Raw genomic sequence first — 20,109 nt, forward strand, 5'->3', positions numbered from 1 at the left:
ATTGTGGCTTTTAAAATCGGTTTATTAGGATTAGGCACTGTAGGTACAGGCACGGCGGAAATATTACTAAATCCTGAAGGCAGACACCCCCTCGTTAAAGATATAACTATTGCTCAAGTTGGGGTTAAATCTTTGGAAAAACAACGTTACCTTGCTTTACCCACAGAAATTCTGACTACTGATTTAGAAGCAATTGTCACTAATCCTGATATTGATATTGTCGTGGAATTAATCGGTGGTTTAGAACCTGCTAGGAGTCTTATTTTAAAGGCGATCACCCATGGTAAACACGTTGTCACCGCTAATAAAGCCGTTATAGCACGATTTGGTCCTGAAATTTACGCTGCCGCCAATGAAGCTAAAGTTTATGTACTCCTTGAAGCCGCCGTTGGTGGTGGTATTCCCATTGTTGAACCTTTAAAACAGTCTTTGGGTGCAAATCGCTTCGAGAATATAATTGGTATCGTCAATGGCACAACTAATTATATCCTTACCCAAATGACTCAAAACGGAGTAGATTTTGCTGACGTCTTGAAAGAAGCCCAAGCCCTAGGTTATGCCGAAGCTGATCCCACTGCGGATGTAGGTGGTTTAGATGCAGCTGATAAAATCTCCATTCTCGCTTCCTTAGCTTTTGGTGGTAAAATCAACCGTGAAGATGTTTACTGTGAAGGCATCACCAACATTACTAGTAGTGATATTAGTTATGCTGAAAAATTAGGTTTTGTCATTAAGCTATTAGCGATTGCCCATAAAGTTCCAAAAAGCGATCCTGAAATATTACAATTAAGAGTGCATCCTACTTTTGTCCCGAAATCTCATCCTCTAGCCAATATTAACGGGGTAAATAACGCCATTTTAGTGGAAGGACACCCCCTTGGACAAGTGATGTTTTATGGACCCGGTGCTGGGGCAGGGCCGACGGCTAGTGCGGTAGTTGCTGATATAATGAATATAGTGGGGGTTTTGCATAGTAATAAAGACGGAAAAACTCTTGATCCTTTGTTAAGTTCTTCTCCTCAGAACTATTGTCAAATAAGTTCCATAGATGACGTTTATACCCGTTTTTATACCCGTTTCTTGTGTGCAGATGTACCGGGGGTTATCGGTCATTTAGGTACTGTTTTCGGTGATCATGAGGTTAGTTTAGAGTCTGTAGTACAAATAGGCTTTCAAGGAGATTTTGCCGAGATTGTGGTGGTAACTCATCAAGTCAGAGAAGGTAATTTCCGTAAGGCGATCGACGAAATTCGTAGTTTAAATGCTATCAAAAACATTCCTAGTATTATCAGAGTACTTTAAACAATTAACAACAATTAACAATTAACTTGAATATATAGACTTTAACTAAATTAATTTTTCATGCCCGTTGTGCCAACTCCTTGTATAAACTGTTTTTGACCAATTATAAATAAAAATATTACTGGAATAGTCGCAATCACAACCCCTGCCATTAATAATGACCAATTACTCGTAAACTGCTCTTGAAAAGATGCTAATGATAGTTGTACCGTGATTAAATTGGGGTTATTGGTAAATACAAGAGGTTTAAATAAGTCATTCCATTCACCGATAAAGGTAAAAAGAAACAGGGTTATAACTGCGGGTTTAGCTAAAGGAAAAAGAATATGCCAAATAATTTGTAAACGATTTGCACCATCTAAAGCGGCGGCTTGTTCTAATTCTAGGGGAATTGTTACAAAATATTGACGCATTAAAAAAATACCAAATCCACTGGCGGCTGTGGGTAAAATTAATGCCCAATAGGTATTGATTAAATGTCCTGATTTCAGGATTAAAAAAATTGGAATTACTAATATTTGAAAGGGAATTACCAGAGTTGCTAAAATTAATAACAGAACAAAATTCTTACCTTGAAACTCTAGTCTTGCTAAAGCATAACCCGCTAAAACAGAAGTGATGATCTGTAAAAATGTTACTGCGATCGCCACAATACTAGAATTAGCAAAAGCTAGTAAGAAGCGTCCTTTTTGCCATGCTTCTTGATAATATTTTAATGTAAAATGAGGATGACTAGAATTATCAAAAAAGGAAGTATAGAGAACAATTATTAAAGGTGATAAAATAATAATTAATCCACTTAAAAGGATTAAAAAACTTATTATTGAGGTGAATTTAAAAGATATATTTTCTTTGATAAACTTATTAATTTTGAAATTCATTTTCCACGGCAAATTTTTCTTTTAATTTAACATAAGTACATGGAAACATAAATTATCAAGTTAATCTAATTCAAAATTACCAATAACTATAGAAGTAAACGCAAAAGCAAATACTAAAGGCATTGGGCAACTTAATAAATAACTTAAAATCATAGCAGAAATACTAATAGCTATCACTGCACCTAACCACATTCTTTCTTCCTGACAAAAGCCTTTTTCTGCTTTAATTTGAATTAATGTTTCTTTAGGAATGGGTAAAGGAATCACGGCATGAGGAGGAAATGCCCAATAGTCAAAACGTTCGACAAATAAATCTGTCCAGCCATTGTCTTGACACCATTCTTTAATCCAATCATCAGAAAAATGTTTCATTACCCTTCATGAGCTTTTACTTCTTACTTTTTCAGATTATCAAATGTTTTCTTGGGAGAATGATTTTGTTAATTAAATTTAACATTTTAGTAAACATAAGTAAAAATGCTTAGTTTATTACTTCCAAAAGATTATTTTAAATTTTCTTTGATTAAATCAATAATACTGGATCCACCCCAAATAAAAGCGATAATAATAGAAGTAGAGACAATACCAGCGAGTAAACAAATTGTTAAACCAGCTAAAGTGATAAATCCATCATCTTCTTGTAAACCGAATGAAGTTACAAAAATTCCCATAGCGGGGGCGGTATTTGTGCCCGGAATCGGTATCATCATAGAAATAGCCATTAAAGCGATAGCAATGCCAATAATTAATTTACCCGGAATACTGGTGCAAATATAAGTTAAACGAGGTTTAGTAATAGCTTCTATTTTCATTAACCAAGGTAAACCCATTTTGACAAATTTACGAGCAGTATCTGTTTTCATTGAACCATTCATCATTTTAGATGGCAACCAAGGAATTTTCGCACCCCCGATTAACTGTATAGCTAATAAAAAAATTAATATGCCAAAAGGGATGGAATATCCGGGGGCAGGTACTGGTAATGCGGAGGGTAATGATAATATTAATAATAAAAAACCGAAAATTCTTTCTCCAGCCAAACTTAAAATATCAGATAAAGTGACTGTTTCTTCTCTTTCATCTTCAAAAAAATAACGATTTAATTCTACAGATAATGTAGCCATATATTAAAAGCAATTTAGAATTATTAATTATTAATTGATACCGTGCCATCTTCTGAAATCCAAGCTAAAGATAAAATACCTTCTTTTTGTGCGTAATTTTTGATTTCTTCTGGTGTACGAGATTCTAAATCGATTTCTACTTTGACAATTTTGTCATCATTTTTTCTGAGTTTTTGAGCATAATCAAAAGCTTGTTTAACGGCAGATGGTGTTTCAGGAATCACAAGCCAATCACTAGGGGGAGTTGTTTTAGGTAAATGAGGATTACTTAATAGACAACTATGCAAATCTTCAATATTAAAGGAAAAACCAATGCCAGGATAAGTTTGTTTTTGAGGATGATAAATTCCTAATAATTGATTGTAACGTCCTCCTTGTCCTAAAATATAAGGTTTATTGTTAATTAAGCTGACTATCTCGAAAACAATCCCTGTATAATAATCAAAGGTTTGAATTAAACTTAAATCTAAGGTTATTGGTAAAGTTTTTGTAGTATTATAATTAACTAATTCAATTAATGATTTAAGATGATTGACTGCTTTTTTTTCATTTTCATCTAAATCTAATTTACTTACTTTTTCTAAAACTTCTAAAGGATTTCCTCGTAAATCAAATACTAATAATGCTCTACTTTTTAGCTCTGATTCTAAGGGTAAATTTTCTAAGGTAACTCGATCTAAATTAGCAATACAACTTAAAATATCTGAACGTAAATTATCAGGAAAAACCTTTAATAAAGAGCGAGTTAAACCTGCATCACCTAAAAGTAATTGCCAAGATTCTACTTCTAAATATTCTAAACAATCCGTTAATAGCAATAAAGTTTCTGCATCAGCTAAAACACCATCAGTAAATAATAATTCAACTCCTGCTTGATAAAATTCCAACTGTCTTCCGTGATGCCCTTGAGGGGGATTCCGAAAAACATTGGCACGATAACAAAGCCTTTGAATTGTTTGAGTTGTAAGCCGATTAACTGCCGCCCGTGCAATGGAAGCTGTTAATTCTGGACGTAGTCCGAGTCTTCCTTCCGCAATATTTTGTAGTTGTATTACTGTTGAGGTTTGAATTGCTCCTCCTGCCATAAGAGTATCAACCCATTCAATGGTGGATGTGACAATTCTTTTATATCCCCAACGCTGGAATACTTCTTGCAGTCGATCATTTATCCAACTTTTTTGTGCGACTTCTAGGGGTAATAAATCTCTTGCGCCTGCAGGTGCTTGATGAATCATACTCTGATGGTGATTAAGTTATTTCCGTGACAAATCAAAGATAATCCTACCATAAACCATGTTAGTTCGATGATCAAATTGTGTGAGCCTGAGTTCAGCATAAAATTTTCAATTAATGAATAGTTATTTGTTACCACAAAGGAATTCCAAAAATTTTCGGAGCTTCTTTTTTTCCTTTCCCATCCTTGTCTTTTGACTTATCTTTAGATTTATCAACAGATTTAGTGGCTGGAGTCTCTTTCGATGTTTTAGAAGATTTTGCAGATGGAGTCTTAGCTGATTTTTGTGCCTTTTCAATATCTTTTAATTCTTGTTGTGCTTGTTTTGCGATCAGATCATTAGGATCGAGAGCCATGGCTTTATTAATATGAATACGACCATAAGTAAGATTATTTTGTTTTACATACATAGATCCTAATAGGGCATGAACAGTACTGCTATTGGAATCAATCTTCACGGCTTCTCGTAAATCAATAATACCTTGTTCATAATTGTGATTTTCTGAATGTTGTTTGGCACTATTAATTAGCTTATCTAATCGGGAAATTTTAGGTTTAGATGTTGTGGCTTCTTCTGTGGTTGAACTATCAATATTAGAGGCAGAAGTATCTATATTTGATGAACTTTGAGAAATACTACCTTCACCAACATTTATTTGTGATTGGTTAGAAATTCCCGCAACTTTATTAAACTCAATGGTTTTTTGTGACATTAAATAAACCATATTTAGTTCACTCATCAAAGATATTTTGATATGCAATTTATCTAAATCTTGATATTGTTCTGGTGCTAATTTTTCTATCAATTCATGATAAACTTTATTACTGTTTTTTTCTTCCTGTAAAAGTTTTTTTGCACTTTCACTACTAACAGTAATTTTATAAGAATCTGTGGCTAATCTTCTGCCAATATCCGAGAGGATTAATTCACATTCTTTTCTCAATTTGTCTTTATATAAATTCTCATAAGCAGGGTTAACCAATTTTGACAAAATATTACTAGCCCTTGTTTTTTCCTCTTCAGTTTCAGCTTGGTTAGTATCAGGATGAAGTTGATAAGCAATTTTTAAATAACGTAAGCGAATATCTTTTACATTTGCATCAATGGGAACACCTAAAATCGCATAATAATCTTTAACATCATATTTGAACAAGCCATGTTTTAAATCAGAAATCATCATATATTGCTCCTATAACAATTAATCATGAATAATAATAATAAATTTTCAGATTCTGAATTGACAAAACAATAAATCCATAATGGACAATAGATAATGAAAAATGGTTATGGGAGATACAATCAAAAACATTACTGAACAATAGTGTCAATGTTTCGTAATGTCCTCAATAACTCGTCTTCTACTATATAATTAAATTCTAACGGATATTTTTTCAGAATCGAATCTTATTAAAATTAGGTGTAAATATTAAAACTTCATAGTACTAAAAAACCTAGAAGTAATTAATAGACTTCCCACCAACCAAAAGCAGGTCCTACAAAACGAATAATTACCCATGCAGAAGCTAATAAACCAATACCTACCCATGCACCACGAGTAGTTAATTTATAAGCGTCATCAGCTTGTTTCTTTGTTAATGGCAAGCATGAGACAAAACGTTCTTCTTTACCGTATTCTTCTCCTAATGTTTCTTTTCTTCTTTTAGATTCACCCATTTTTTTGACGTAATTAAATAATAAGTTTAAAATCAGATGTTAATTGTTAATTATTGATTATTAATTATTTAAAGCCCAGTTTACTAAAGTTCGCACTGCAAAACCAGTACCTCCTTCATTATCAATGGCATTGGGCTTTTCTGCCCATACAGGACCTGCAATATCTAAATGTACCCAAGGAGTATCTTTGACAAATTGTTCTAAAAATAAAGCGGCAGTAATTGAACCTCCTGCTCTGCTACCTGTATTTTTCATATCTGCGATAGGAGATTTCATCTGCTCAAAATATTTGCTTTCCATAGGCATTTGCCAAAATTTTTCTCCAGCAGTTTGAGCGGCGGTTTGTAATTCTGTTGCTAGTTGATGATCTTTTGTCCATAATCCTGCAATATCATTACCTAATGCTACAATACAAGCTCCTGTCAAAGTTGCCAAGTCCACCATAGCATCCACCCCCAATTTATCAGCATAAACTAAGGCATCAGCTAAAGTTAAGCGTCCTTCTGCATCGGTATTATTCACCTCGATAGTTTTTCCATTTGATGCGGTTAATATGTCCCCTGGGCACATTGCTTTGCCACTAATCATGTTTTCCGTGACGGCACTAATAAAGTGAATCTCTACATTAGGTTTTAGTTGTGCGATCGCCTTAGCCGCTCCAAAAGTTGCTGCTGCTCCTCCCATATCCATTTTCATAGTTTCGATACCACTACCACTGATTTTGAGATTTAAACCACCAGAATCAAAGGTTAAACCCTTGCCAATGATAGCTAATTTTCGTTTTGCTTTGCCTTGAGGTTTATAGACGAGATGGATAAATTGAGGGGGTAAATCCGAGGCTTTCGCAACTCCTAAAAATGCTCCCATACCTAATTTTTCACAATCTTGTTGTTCCAAAATTGTTAATTCTAAGGCATATTCGGAGGCTAAATTTTGTACTGTTTCTGCCATGGTTAAAGGGTTAATCACATTGGCAGGTGCATTGACTAATTCTCTAGCCAAAATGACTCCTGATGCTATTTTTTCAGCAGTTTCAATGGCTTTTTGATCTGCTGGTAATTCTAATAGTTCTACTGTTTCAAGAATGTTTTTATCATCTTCATCAGATTTAAAGCGTTTATCTTCATGTAAGGCGAGAATAATTCCTTCGCTAATAACTTGAGCTAATAGATTATTGTCATAATCATTATTATTGAGGGCGATTGCCAATGTCTTAATTTTCGCCTGTTTTGCGGCTCTGGCTATACTTCCTCCCCCTTGACGGAAACTATTAATCGTCAATTCTTCTGGCTTTCCTAAACCTACTAAAATAATTTTGCGTAAAGATTTTTGTCCTCCTATTCTAGCGGTGGCAGTTGTGCCTGACTTGCCTGTAAATTCTGCTTCGCTAATTAATTCGCTGATTGTACCATCCAATTTTTGATCTAATTGATGTAATTCATCGCTGAGTTGAACATTATCGGCTAAAAAACCTAAAGCTAAAGCGTCACCAGTCCAATCTAATTTATTAATATTACTAACTTTTATTTCCATCGTCTAAAATGATATGATTATTTCTCTTTATCTATGTTAATTTTACTAACTTTTCGGAACTTTTACCTCTTTTCACTTACTTACCTCTAATAAAAAAATAAGAAAAATAAATCTTAATTCTCAGTAATTTCTACGGTTTTTTCTAAAAAGTTTTTATCTTTTTTCGAGAGTTTATCGAGAGATAGCAAATAATTTTCACTGCAAAATTGTGGTAATATTTCTTTGATAAATGCTTCTGATGCTTTCGATCGATAACGATTAGAATTGACTATTACTGATAAGGTTCGTACAATTTTGACATCTTCAATATGGGCACGATGAATAATACCCATTTTTAACTCTTTTTCAATGGCTGTCACAGACACAAAAGACGCACCTAAACCTGATTGTACGGCATTTTTAATGGCTTCTATAGAATTTAATTCCATCTCAATTTTTAATTCACTGGTGTTAATGTTGCAACGGGTTAACACTTGATCTAACACTTTACGGATGGTAGATTGAGAATCGAGAGTAATATAGTTTAAATTATATAAATCTTCTTTGGCGATGGTTTCTTGTTCGGCGAAAGGGTGATTTGGTGGTAATATCAGAGCAAGTTCGTCTTCTGTATAGGGTATGATTTCTAGTATTTCCTGTAATTCCAACGGTACTTCTCCACCGATAATAGCTAGATCAACTTGTCCATTAGCTACAGCCCATGATGTTCGACGAGTAGAGTGTACTTGTAGCTGAACGGAAACATAAGGATATTTTTGGTGAAATGAGCCAATCATTCTTGGTAATAAATAAGTACCAGTGGTTTGGGATGCCCCAACGATTAAAGTACCTCCTTGAAGATTTTGTAAGTCTTCAATGGCACGACAGGTTTCTTGACACAAAGTAATAATTTTTTCACCGTAAGCGAGTAATAAATTTCCAGCTTCTGTCAGTTGGGCTTTTCTTCCACCTCTATCAAATAAAGGCACGGCTAGTTGTTTTTCAAGGTTTTGAATTTGTAAGCTAATAGCAGGTTGTGAAACAAATAAACTATCCGCAGCACGTTTAAAGCTACCTTCATCGGCAATAGCTTTCAAAATTCTTAATTGATCGAGAGAAAAAGGTATATCTGACATAAATTTTATAAATGCTTAATGGTGAAAATTATGTGCTTAAATTTCTAAATAATTATGATTGGACTTTAACAGTATAGGGATCAATTTTTTACCTACTATTGATAAGATCTAATTAAACTATAAAATAAGTATTAGTTATATTTTTATTTTTCAGTATAGACTTTATGCACCACTTTGACGCAAAAATGATCATTTTTTTTGACTTTGATTTAATGACTAAAATTCCCTTTAATTTTTTAATTTTTAGTATTCCCGATTGGTTAAGCCGTAGTCATTTTATCATGTTAGGTTTATTGTTTTTATTTGCCATTGCCCATAGTGGTTTAGCTGCCTTGAGAATGTGGGGAGAGTCAAAAATTGGAGCACGTTTATACCGAGTTTTGTTTGCTTTGGTGAGTATTCCTTTAGCCACTATTTTGATTATTTATTTTTTTAATCACCGTTATGAAGGTTTGGTTTTATGGCAAATACAAGATATTCAAGGGGTTAAAGAAAGTGTCTGGATTTTATCCTTTATCTCTTTTATTTTCCTTTATCCTGCTACATTTAATTTATTAGAAATTGCCGCCATTGCTAAACCTGAAGTTCATCTTTATGAAACTGGGATAATTCGTATTTCCCGTCATCCTCAAATGGTAGGACAAGTTATCTGGTGTATCGCTCATACTCTATGGTTAGGTACAACTTTTACTCTTGTTACTTCTTTCGGTTTAATTGCTCATCATCTTTTTGCTGTATGGCATGGGGATTATCGATTAAGTAAACGTTACGGAGATGCTTTTTTGAAAGTAAAAGAAAGAACATCAGTAATACCAATGTTAGCAATTTTAGATGGCCGACAAAAGTTAGATATTAAAGAATTTTTGCGTCCTTCTTATGTTGGAGTTACAGGCTTTACTTTGTTATTTTGGTGGTTACATCCTTGGTTGATGATAGCCACAACTAGAGTTAATTTTTAAATTTTATGGATGAAATGTATCAATTTCTTGCAAAATATAGTAAAGGGATCAAGAAGATATAAGATTAAATAAATTTTTTAAATATTTATAATAATCTGATTTGATAGCCCTTAAAATTTCTATCTATATAATATTTTGTTTAAAGCCATATTACTTATTAATATAATCATGATTTACATTGATGAAAAAACTTTCCGTCAAGAAGTATTAGAATCTTCTCAAACTGTCTTAGTTAATTTTTGGGCTCCTTGGTGTGGTTTATGTATTATGCTAAATCCAATTTTAAATAAATTAGAATCTGAATGGCAAGGACAATTAAAAATTATTAATATTAATGCTGATCAAAATCTACAATTGGCAAATAGCTATCGTTTGCGTAATTTACCAACTCTTATTCTTATAGATAGAGGTGAAATAATTCATCGATTAGAAGGATTTAAAAGCAGAGAAGATTTATATAGTAATATGAGTAATATTATGTTACATTTAATGCCTAAATCTGCTTAAATAATATATTAAAAGCCAAAGGTAAAATATTAATTAAAGTTTAAAAATGGAGATATATAAATGAATAATTTGTCATTAGAAATATTAGCGACTGCTGGAACATTTCCTGTTTATTTCGTTGCTGTTTATGTTGTAGGTTTTATCGCCGCCGTTGTAATTGGTTCAATAGCTTGGTATAGTTCTAAGCGTCCTGTAGGTTGGGAAGATTCGGAAAAACCTGATTTTATTCCTGATATAACAATTAATGATGAAAAGAATAAAGACTAAATAATAATTAACAATTAACAAGATAAAATAACTTGTTGAATTATGTCTGGAAATTTATTTAAAGAATTTTCTAGCAAATCAATTTCAAAACAGTTAATTTGATCTTGTAAAATCACTGCATAATTTAATAAAGTTTTGTTTTGATATTTTAAAGCATCTTGCTCTAATTCAGAAGCAAAATCTCTAATATGAGAAGTAATTTTTGTTTGTTGAATTTGATGCCATTTTTCTAAGTATTCTTTTTCTAATTTTGCGATTAAATCTGATATTTTTTTTGTATTATCGGGAATAATATCATTAAACTTAAGTTGTTTATGTTCTAAAGAATGAGAAAAAAATTGATCCTGTAATTGTAAAACTTTTTTAAACTCTTGAACTAATGTATGACGACTAATGGGCTTACATAAAAAACCTTGTACTGAATGTTCTATTTCCTTTCTATCGTCAGGGTTTATCGAAGCAGTAATAATGATAATAGGAATTTTTTTAGTAATATCATTTCCTCGTAATAATTCAATGGCTTTTTTAGCATCATAATCAGGCATTTTTAAATCTAAAAGTATTAAATCAGGATAATATTTAATTGCCATTATCATTGCATCTTTACCATTTTTACCAAAAATAAGTTGGTGAGATGTATCGGCAAAATAAGCCTGAATTAAATCTAAATTAGATGAAATATCATCCACGACTAAAATTCTACTAGGATTAAATTGATCTAAATTATCATCAAGAGCCATGATAGGATTTTCTATTGGTAAAAAACTACAGGCAACAGAAGGAAAATCGATAGTAAATTTACTACCTTTATTAATTTTACTTTCAACTTTTATATTACCATTAAGCATAGTTACTAATTTTTTTGTGATCGCTAAACCTAATCCTGTACCTCCATATTTACGAGTACTTTGTCCATCTTGTTGAGTAAAAGATTCAAAAATTCGTTCAATTTGACTCGAAGGAATACCAATGCCAGTATCTTCAATCATTACATAAAATCCACAATTTAAGTCATTATTAATACGATTTTTACTATTACCCATCATTATTTTAACATAGCCTTTTTCTGTAAATTTGAGTGCATTACCAATTAAGTTAAATAAAATTTGTCGTAATCTTATTTCATCAAAAATAATTAATTCTGGTGTTTTTTCTTCTATTTTTAAAATTAAATCAAGTTCTTTTTCTTCTGCTTTAATGGAAAAAATATTGATTATTTCTTGTATTAAATAAGATAAATTTACTGTTTCATATTGAATGGGCATTTTTCCAGCTTCAATCTTAGATAAATCTAAAATATCATTAATTAATGATAATAAAGTTTCTCCGCTAGAAGTAATAGAATTAAGATAACTTTGTGATCTATTATCTTTAATTAAGTCTTTTAATAAATGAGAAAATCCTAGTATCGCATTCATGGGAGTTCTAATTTCATGACTCATATTTGCTAGAAATTCACTTTTAGCAATATTTGCCATTTCTGCCGCTTCTTTTGCAATTTGTAATTCTTGAGATTGTCGCTGAATTTGTAAAAATAGTTGTGCTTGTTCGATAGCTATGCCTAATTGACGGGTAATTTTTTTTAATAGATTAATATGACTTGATTGCCAAGAGAAAGAAGTATGATAATATGCGCCTAATAATCCCCATAATTTTTCTCCGCAAAAAATTGGAATAATACAAAAAGATTTAATACTAAATTGTTGATACAAATCAAGATGACATCTAGTAAAATTAGCTAAATCCACATCATTAACAACATGAATTTCTCTATTACGATATCTGCCACCTTTATGAATTTGTAAATAAGTATCATTCCACACACGTTTAACAATATTACCCACCACAGAAATTAATCCTGATTTAGCACTTTCTGCTACAAATTCGCCTCCCCATTCAGAGTTAAATTGATAGACTGCTACTCGATCGCAATCTAAAATATTTCTTACTTCAGCAGTAGTAGTATCACAAATGATTTGAAAGTCGATACTATCTCTCATTTTACCCATAATAGAATTAATTGCCCTTTGGAGCAACGCATTTTCTCTTAAAGCTACTTCTCTTTGTTTTTCAATAGTGATGTCAATAGCAACTCCATTCCAAATAACGCTTTTATTAGGTAGCCTTTGCGGTAATGAATTAATCCTAATATATTTGTATTTACCACTGGGAGTTATTATCTGAGAATCATAATGAAACTCGGTAAGATATTGACGAGATAGATTAAGGGCTTGATAAAATTCTGATAGTTGGTTTGGTTCGATTAAATTAAAAATTCTTTTGACATCCTCAATGACTTCTTCGGGAGTAAATTCAAAAATATCCCTAACTGCCTTACTAGCAAAAGTGACGAAATAATTTCCCTGAATATTACATCCTAATTGAAATACCATACCTGGTACTAATGCTGTAATTTCTTGTAAATGTTTTTCACTATTTAATACTTTTTTAGAAATAGCTATTTTTTCAGACATTTTTGTAAATGTCAATAAACTACCTATATATCTTTTATTATTATCATATATGGGATAACAATAAATTATTAGAGAAATATTTTTTTTATCATGACGTTTAAATTGATAATTTTCTTTGTACCAATATTTAGAATAGTTATTAAATAAATCATTTTTATTTTCATTATATTGTTCCAAAAAATCAATCCATAATTTACCTATTATTTCTTTTTCTTTGCAACCTAATATTTCTTCCATTTGCGAATTAATAGAATAAACTAGACCATTCTCAGAAAGAATACATATGCCTTCTAAGCTAGTTTTTATCATTAAACTACACAGTTGATAGATAGTTTTATTCAAATGTTGAATGTCATAATTACTGTATAGTATTTCTTTCGTTTTATTCCACAAAAAATTCCGACTAAAATCTTTTAGTTTGGATTTTTGTATAAATGCTGTGATAGATAAACTATAAAAAATTTTATACCAAAACTCATCGTCAAAATCATAATCTTTATAAATTATTTTTAATTGATTATTTTCTTTATTTTCTAAAAATTGTTGATCACATTTTTCTGTTTTTAAAACAGTTATAATTTTATTTTCTAAAATATCAAAAGTAATATTTTCTATTTCTAAATAATCAAATATATCTATATCCTGTAAAACTTGACTTCTCAACTCTAGTAAATCTTTTGAAAAAATAGTTATAATTTTTGGAGTGAAATAACCAATTTTTTTATTAATATTTTTAATTGATAAAAGTTGATGATCCTGAATATTATTTATAACTAAAAAAACCACAGAAATATTATTATTCTTAAAATATTGTTGGCAATCATCAACCAAGCAATTAATTTTTGTTACTTCACAAAATTTATGTAAAAATACTATTTTCTGGGAATATTCATCTAACTGTTGATAAAGATTATTATTATTATCTCCTATAAACAAAAATCTCCAACATTTATTATCAATTAAAGTTGAATTATTTATACTATTTTTTTTTTCCAACATTATTTTAAAAACGTGATCACTTTAGAATTAAGATCTTAACCTAGGGTTTTGTTAATTTTTAATCTTAAAATAGTATCCCCTAATACGTTATTGTAAGATATTTTTTCTTTATTTGGTAAAAATTATCTAAGTCTTAATAAATATTAATATTTAAGAAATAGTAGAATTTGTGATCGGATAATCAAAAGATGAATCCATAATCTTAAAAGGTTTTTCGTGCCAATCAACTATCCAATTTTGCTCATTCAAATATTTAAGTAAAGGCATTACTAATTCTAAGTTACGGCAAAACCAATATTGTTTTTCTTGATCCTCATTATTAAATATGATTTGATATTGATAAGCATGACCTAATGTTCTTAATAATCCTGGATATTTTTTTAACTCTCTTTTTATTTGTGATTGAGAGTAAGTGATAATGCTATTTTTCTGAAAATGATAAGGAATTTTAACTTGGGGTTTTGAAGATTGATTTAAAGGTTTAGATACATTGATTTTTTCAGGAATTATAACTACTTTGGGTTTAGGTTTTTTTTGATAAAAAGGAAACATTATTTTTACTATAAATAAAAAAGAAGAATTTTATAACAATCACGATACTAAAATTGTTTTAAAATGTAGAAATTCTTGCAAAATCAAAGAAATTCGAATGACTGATAAATATAAAACTATAATTTTTACTAATATAATTTAGTCATTATAAATATTTTTCTTCTTTTTATCTGCAAGAAATTGATGAGTTTTCTGGGTAAATTTTTAATAATAATAGTTAGATGATTGAATATTCGTTTCTGGTGCAAATGCTAACCATAAAGGAAATTTTAACAAAGAAAGACTGACCTTATCGTCACTTTGATCTACTATTACTAATGGTAAATCTTTCTCTTCCACAATGCGATCGCCTTTTTGAATAAGAGACTCTGGTGTTTCAAATAACACTACTCCTTTATTTGGACCAAAATCACTGCGAGAAATCCCTAAGCAATCCTGTAAACCTCTACGCCATTCTCCCAATCTTTCTGGTGTATCCGCTAAGATTAAAGTACGACTACGATCACCATACAATTGATATAGAATAGACATAATTGCTGAAGCTACTAGAATATTTTGTAACCTAGTCCCCATACTTCGTAAAGCACCACGCCCTCCTTGGCTAAAAAACCATTCAGCAACTCTTTCAGCTTGGATAGGCTCAAAAGTACGACGCAATTGCCAGGGTGAACCATAATAGTCAGGTTTCGTGCGATACTTATCCAATAAACCACGAATTTGACGAGTTTCTTCCTTGAAATTTTTTTCTACAAATTGTGGATTGGGGACATTATTTTGCACTTTAGGAATATCATAAGAAGTTATTTCTGTTTCCCATGATTGAGAAGAGTTATTTGATAACTCTAGTTGCTCTGCCGCAGCGGCTAAATCCTGTAAACTACCGACTAAATAGTCTTTGAAACCTTGAACTTTAATAGCTAAATCTTGAGAAACACCAGAAAAAGTAGTTCTCATTTCCTGTTCAATTTTTTTCTTTCTAAGCTCTAATTTTTGAATAGTTAATTCTAGGTTTTGTCTCTTTTCTTCTAATTCTTTTAAGCTTTCTTTAACTAATAAGTTAATACCCGAAGTAATAGCTTCTTGTTGATTAATTAAATCTTGTTTTTTCTCCTCTAAAACTTCAATTTCTGTTATTGAAACATCAAGTTTTTTTTCAATAGTTTTTTCTAATTCTTTTTCGGATTCTAACGGTAATATGATAGATTGTTCCTCTTTATTTTTAGATATAAAATTAATCTCTTTTTCCTTTAATAGCTGAGTATTGTTTTGTTCTAAATCTGAAATGTATAAATTAGTTTCGATTACATTTTCTGAGCTTAATTCTTCATTAGGAGAATCAAATTTTTGATCATTAACAGATAATTCTAAAGGGAGATCTTCTTTGAAATCTTGTGTTTTATTAGATTCTAACGCTATCTCAAAATTATCTTGTTTTTCGAGATTTTGTTTTTTTGATTGCATCTCCCATAAATCTTGATCATCAAAATTGTTTAAATTAACATCTTTTATTTGATTTTCTTTTAAGTTATCAGTCATAATAATTTTAATATTTTTTAGTTATAAATAATCTAATTTTTTCTTTAAAATTTTAGATAAAATTTATTTTTTTTCAGAGCAATATTGTTCTAAACATTCTCTTAAAGTATTAGGATCAAAGATAATTGGTAAAAAATGAATACTTTTGACTTCTTTAAAGTATAACAAAATCGGTAGAGGCTGCCAAAATATTGCCCAAGTTTCCCACTCGGTATAAGGAAAAGTTCTAATATTTTTTTTGCCTCGATAAACATCTAAAGCAGTAGAAGTAAAAGTTAATCTAATTAAATTAGCTTGAATTAATAAAAATATTCCAAAAATAATGATTACTAATGCTAAGATTGACGACCATAAAGTCAAAGCAATTCCACTAATGATGATGATGATAGGAATATTATAATTAGGTTTCAAGGTGATGCTATCACAGCCCAAAACAGTGTTTTGCATTATTTTTTTATAAAAATATTTATTGAGTATGCTCCTTATTGTATAGTAAATTTTTATGGTTCATTAACAATAACAGAAAAACCTTTTTGAAATAATTTTAAAATTTGGATACCTTAAGCCTAATTGTTAATTGTTGAATAATAGACTATAATCACACTCAGTTAAATATAAGAGGTTATAGATATGCCATATACTACAGAAGATGGAGGCAGAGTTAATAATTTTGCTAATGAGCCCAAAGTTTATCAAGCTGAGCCACCTAGTACAAAAGAAAAACGTAACTATTTAATTCTTGGAGTTTTAGGGTTAATTCTCGTTACTGGAGTAATTGCCATCGCTGTTTTTGCTTCTAATATTTAAAAAGCACTTAATTTAGGGGTTAATACCTTTAACCCTTAATGTTATATTTTTAATATATTAATTATAATGCGAATATTGCTCATAGAAGATGAAGAAGATTTAGGTATTGCTATTAAACGATTACTCTTACAGCAGAATTATGTTATAGATTGGGTAACATCAGGACAAGAAGGATTATATTTATTAGAAAATCCAAACATTACTTATAACATTGGTATTTTTGATTGGTTGTTGCCAGAGTTATCAGGTATTGAATTGCTAAAAATAATTCGACGACAAAAAAATTCTTTACCAGTATTAATGTTAACAGCAAAAGATACAATGATAGATAAAATTACGGGTTTAGATGCTGGGGCAGATGACTATTTAATTAAACCCTTTGAAATGTTAGAACTATTTGCCAGAATTAGAGCATTATTAAGGCGAAATCAAGAGATAAAACCACAACAATTGAAAGTTCAAAATTTAATTTTAGATTATCAAATTAATACTATTAAAATAGAGTTAAAATCAGGAAAAATAGAGATAATTTCTTTGACTAATAAAGAATTTCATCTATTGGAATTTTTTATGCGTCATCCTCAACAAATTTTAACAAGAAGCCAACTTTTAGACCAACTATGGGAAATAGGTTCTGATACTATTAGTAATGTAGTAGCGGCTCAAATTCGTCTGTTAAGAAAGAAACTTAATCAATATGGTTATGGTGATTTAATTGAAACGGTTTATGGTTTAGGTTATCGTTTAAAATTAGATGATTAGGGTTTTATCAAAAAGTCTTGTCTTAATGCTAGAAAAAAGTAGTATTTTTCTATTTCCCTTCCCACAACAGTAAAAGATTGAATAAAAAATTTTAATTAAGAATTTAGATAGATATTAATATTTCTTGTGTCAAAAAACAGGTTATTTAATCAAACTAAAATATCTCTAACTTGTTGGTATGCCAGTATTTTTTCAGGCATTATTACATTAGGTGCATTAGGAGTTTATGAGGCGATCGCACACGCCCATTATATCACAATTAATCAAGAATTAAAAACCGTAGCAGGAACTTTTCATGATACCCTTGAACCTTTATTACTTAAACCAAATAAACTAGAAAAAAATGTTAGAGAAATTATACCAGATTTGTGCTTAATAGATGAGAAGTGTGATAATTTATATTATGAAAATCGATATATAACAAGACTGATTCAGCAAGGAAAATACTATCTCAAATTTTATGATTTATCTGGGAATTTGTTAGGCAATGCAGGAATAAAAATAGATAATTTATCCCTTAATCATCCCTCAGAAGAATTTAAAACTATTCAAGATAATCAAAACAATAATTATCGTCAAATATCTTTACTTTTACATAGCAAAAATAATCAAGAATGGGGTTATTTACAGATAGGAAGAAGTTTAGAGGAATTCGATCAATACCTCAATAATATAAAATGGTTATTAGTATTAGGCTTACCATTATTAATTATTTTGGTCATAATTGCTAGTTGGTATTTAGCGGAAAAAGCAATGAAACCCCTAGATAAATCTTATCAACAAATGCAACAATTTAGCTCCGATGTTGCCCACGAATTGCGTACACCTTTAGCGGCAATAAAAGCAACTATTGATAGTGTGATGTTAACAGAAAATTTATCAATAAAAGACAATCAAGAAACATTAATAACAATTAATCGACAAAATCAAAGATTAATTAATTTAGTTAATGATTTGTTAATTTTAAGTCGTCTTGATGCCATCAATCAAAATAACTATCTTCTCGAAAAAACTGATATTAATTTAATTGATCTAATTAACGATGTAACAGAAGAATTATCATTTTTAGCTATAGAAAATAAAATAAATCTTTGTCAAGATATTCAAATTAAGGATAATCTAATTATTCAAGGAAATGAAGCACAAATTTATCGATTATTAACTAATTTAGTCGTTAATGCGATTCAAAATACTCCTGAAAGTGGATTAGTTACTATATCCTTAGAAAATAATAAAAAAGAAGTAATAATGGCAATTAGTGATACAGGAATAGGTATTAGTGAAGAAGATAACTTATTAATTTTTAATCGTTTTTATCGAGTAGATAAATCCCGTGGTAGAGACAAAGGAAATAGTGGATTAGGCTTAGCTATTGTTAGCTCGATTCTGCTATTTCATCACGGCAGAATCGAATTAGAAAGTACTATAAATAAAGGAAGTATTTTTACTGTTTATTTGCCTAAATAATAAAAAATTTTTATATCCATATTTTCAAGAAATAAATTATTGAAGAAAGATAGCTAAACAGTTGAACGTTTTTAAGTTTAAATCAGCAACACCTTCATTTTTTACACATTTCATCTTAATTTCATATTCTTTTGTCAAAATAAATAGTAATAGAGAAAAATAAAAAGAGAAATTACCATGTTACAAATAAAATTAATTCAATCATTAACAGGGATTGCACTTATTACCATTATCGGTAGCATTGCTATATCTTCTAATAACTCAAGCTATGCCCATGAAACCCATCAAAATCACGAAAATAAGGCTATAACTGCTAGTGTTTGGGATAAATCCACTGTTAATTATAATGGCAGTAAAAAAATAACAGTTTATAATAGTCCTTCTTGTGGTTGTTGTAAACAATGGATGGCACACATGAAAAAACATGGCTTTGAAGTAACAGACATCAAAACCGATGATATGGAGACGATTAAACGTAAAAATAATTTACCCTCAGAGTTAGAGTCTTGTCATACTGCTATTATCGATGGTTACGTTATGGAAGGGCATATTCCCGCCGATGATATTAAACGTTTTCTAACCCAAAAATCGACTAACTTTAAAGGATTAGCCGTTGCAGGGATGCCCATTGGTAGCCCCGGAATGGAATCTGATAAAATTAAGCAACCTTTTGATGTGGTGGCTTTTAATAATAATAGTAAAGTAACAGTATTTAAAATTCACAAAAATTATTAAATTCATTATAAGTAATTGCCTTGTAAATCTTTAACTTAAATTCAGGAATAATAGATTAATTTTAAGAGGAATAATTTATCTTAAAAAAAGTCGTTTCACAGTAATTTCATAATTAGTTGTTAATATCAAGTTACCAAGAGAAATAAAAAGGATTCAAGTGATGAAAAATCTAAAAAAATA

General features: G+C 30.2%; 20 protein-coding genes. 8 read left to right on the plus strand and 12 right to left on the minus strand.

Annotated elements, in window-relative coordinates; translation table 11 throughout:
- The first annotated feature begins 3 nt into the window (after nucleotides 1-3).
- Nucleotides 4-1,302, plus strand: a complete 1,299-nt coding sequence (locus GM3708_RS13370; protein WP_066347940.1) for a homoserine dehydrogenase — start codon at nucleotides 4-6, stop codon at nucleotides 1,300-1,302.
- Nucleotides 1,303-1,352: 50 nt separating this feature from the next.
- Here GM3708_RS13370 and GM3708_RS13375 read toward each other — a convergent pair whose 3' ends face one another.
- The 8 genes from GM3708_RS13375 to GM3708_RS13410 form a co-directional block, all read right to left on the minus strand.
- Entirely contained in the window at nucleotides 1,353-2,183 is an 831-nt protein-coding gene (locus GM3708_RS13375; RefSeq protein ID WP_066347943.1) for a carbohydrate ABC transporter permease, read from the minus strand.
- A gap of 60 nt (nucleotides 2,184-2,243) precedes the next feature.
- A complete protein-coding gene (locus GM3708_RS13380; RefSeq protein WP_066347949.1) occupies nucleotides 2,244-2,555 on the minus strand; it encodes a hypothetical protein in 312 nt (103 codons plus the stop codon).
- Between the two features lie 131 nt (nucleotides 2,556-2,686).
- A complete protein-coding gene (locus GM3708_RS13385) occupies nucleotides 2,687-3,307 on the minus strand; it encodes an exopolysaccharide biosynthesis protein (RefSeq protein ID WP_066347951.1) in 621 nt (206 codons plus the stop codon).
- A gap of 23 nt (nucleotides 3,308-3,330) precedes the next feature.
- Complete coding sequence (locus GM3708_RS13390; RefSeq protein ID WP_066347953.1) at nucleotides 3,331-4,542, minus strand: ATP phosphoribosyltransferase regulatory subunit; 1,212 nt, start codon at nucleotides 4,540-4,542, stop codon at nucleotides 3,331-3,333.
- 130 nt (nucleotides 4,543-4,672) lie between these two features.
- Nucleotides 4,673-5,722, minus strand: coding sequence for a DnaJ domain-containing protein (locus GM3708_RS13395; RefSeq protein ID WP_066347954.1), 1,050 nt, complete (start codon nucleotides 5,720-5,722; stop codon nucleotides 4,673-4,675).
- 281 nt (nucleotides 5,723-6,003) lie between these two features.
- Complete coding sequence (locus tag GM3708_RS13400) at nucleotides 6,004-6,216, minus strand: DUF2839 domain-containing protein (protein WP_066347956.1); 213 nt, start codon at nucleotides 6,214-6,216, stop codon at nucleotides 6,004-6,006.
- Nucleotides 6,217-6,276: 60 nt separating this feature from the next.
- On the minus strand, nucleotides 6,277-7,749 hold the full coding sequence (locus tag GM3708_RS13405) for a leucyl aminopeptidase (RefSeq protein ID WP_066347960.1): 1,473 nt from the start codon (nucleotides 7,747-7,749) through the stop codon (nucleotides 6,277-6,279).
- Between the two features lie 113 nt (nucleotides 7,750-7,862).
- Entirely contained in the window at nucleotides 7,863-8,864 is a 1,002-nt protein-coding gene (locus GM3708_RS13410) for a LysR family transcriptional regulator (RefSeq protein ID WP_066347962.1), read from the minus strand.
- A gap of 212 nt (nucleotides 8,865-9,076) precedes the next feature.
- On the opposite strand from GM3708_RS13410, the gene GM3708_RS13415 reads away from it, so the two are divergent.
- From GM3708_RS13415 to psb35, 3 genes are all read left to right on the plus strand, one after another.
- On the plus strand, nucleotides 9,077-9,823 hold the full coding sequence (locus tag GM3708_RS13415; RefSeq protein WP_066349478.1) for an NnrU family protein: 747 nt from the start codon (nucleotides 9,077-9,079) through the stop codon (nucleotides 9,821-9,823).
- 168 nt (nucleotides 9,824-9,991) lie between these two features.
- Entirely contained in the window at nucleotides 9,992-10,330 is a 339-nt protein-coding gene (locus tag GM3708_RS13420; RefSeq protein ID WP_144439321.1) for a co-chaperone YbbN, read from the plus strand.
- A gap of 60 nt (nucleotides 10,331-10,390) precedes the next feature.
- Nucleotides 10,391-10,597 (plus strand): photosystem II assembly protein Psb35, encoded by a 207-nt coding sequence (psb35, locus tag GM3708_RS13425; RefSeq protein WP_173645019.1) that lies wholly within the window; start codon nucleotides 10,391-10,393, stop codon nucleotides 10,595-10,597.
- A 14-nt stretch (nucleotides 10,598-10,611) separates the two neighbouring features.
- On the opposite strand, the gene GM3708_RS13430 is transcribed toward psb35, so the two are convergent.
- From GM3708_RS13430 to GM3708_RS13445, 4 genes are all read right to left on the minus strand, one after another.
- Nucleotides 10,612-14,070: an ATP-binding protein gene (locus GM3708_RS13430; protein WP_066347964.1), complete on the minus strand. Its 3,459-nt coding sequence runs from the start codon at nucleotides 14,068-14,070 to the stop codon at nucleotides 10,612-10,614.
- A gap of 150 nt (nucleotides 14,071-14,220) precedes the next feature.
- Nucleotides 14,221-14,622 (minus strand): hypothetical protein, encoded by a 402-nt coding sequence (locus tag GM3708_RS13435; protein WP_066347968.1) that lies wholly within the window; start codon nucleotides 14,620-14,622, stop codon nucleotides 14,221-14,223.
- 204 nt (nucleotides 14,623-14,826) lie between these two features.
- Entirely contained in the window at nucleotides 14,827-16,158 is a 1,332-nt protein-coding gene (locus GM3708_RS13440; protein ID WP_082714121.1) for a DUF3086 domain-containing protein, read from the minus strand.
- 63 nt (nucleotides 16,159-16,221) lie between these two features.
- Nucleotides 16,222-16,605 (minus strand): DUF3119 family protein, encoded by a 384-nt coding sequence (locus GM3708_RS13445; protein WP_066347969.1) that lies wholly within the window; start codon nucleotides 16,603-16,605, stop codon nucleotides 16,222-16,224.
- A gap of 183 nt (nucleotides 16,606-16,788) precedes the next feature.
- On the opposite strand from GM3708_RS13445, the gene psb34 reads away from it, so the two are divergent.
- The 4 genes from psb34 to GM3708_RS13460 all read left to right on the plus strand — a co-directional run bounded on the left by psb34 (nucleotide 16,789) and on the right by GM3708_RS13460 (nucleotide 19,929).
- Entirely contained in the window at nucleotides 16,789-16,965 is a 177-nt protein-coding gene (psb34, locus tag GM3708_RS18595; protein WP_144439322.1) for a photosystem II assembly protein Psb34, read from the plus strand.
- Nucleotides 16,966-17,031: 66 nt separating this feature from the next.
- Nucleotides 17,032-17,727, plus strand: a complete 696-nt coding sequence (rppA, locus tag GM3708_RS13450) for a two-component system response regulator RppA (protein ID WP_066347970.1) — start codon at nucleotides 17,032-17,034, stop codon at nucleotides 17,725-17,727.
- Nucleotides 17,728-17,853: 126 nt separating this feature from the next.
- Nucleotides 17,854-19,194 (plus strand): two-component system sensor histidine kinase RppB, encoded by a 1,341-nt coding sequence (gene rppB, locus GM3708_RS13455; RefSeq protein ID WP_066347976.1) that lies wholly within the window; start codon nucleotides 17,854-17,856, stop codon nucleotides 19,192-19,194.
- A 177-nt stretch (nucleotides 19,195-19,371) separates the two neighbouring features.
- Nucleotides 19,372-19,929: a DUF411 domain-containing protein gene (locus GM3708_RS13460; RefSeq protein WP_066347977.1), complete on the plus strand. Its 558-nt coding sequence runs from the start codon at nucleotides 19,372-19,374 to the stop codon at nucleotides 19,927-19,929.
- Nucleotides 19,930-20,109 lie beyond the last annotated feature (180 nt).

Source organism: Geminocystis sp. NIES-3708 (assembly GCF_001548095.1).
GTDB lineage: Bacteria > Cyanobacteriota > Cyanobacteriia > Cyanobacteriales > Cyanobacteriaceae > Geminocystis.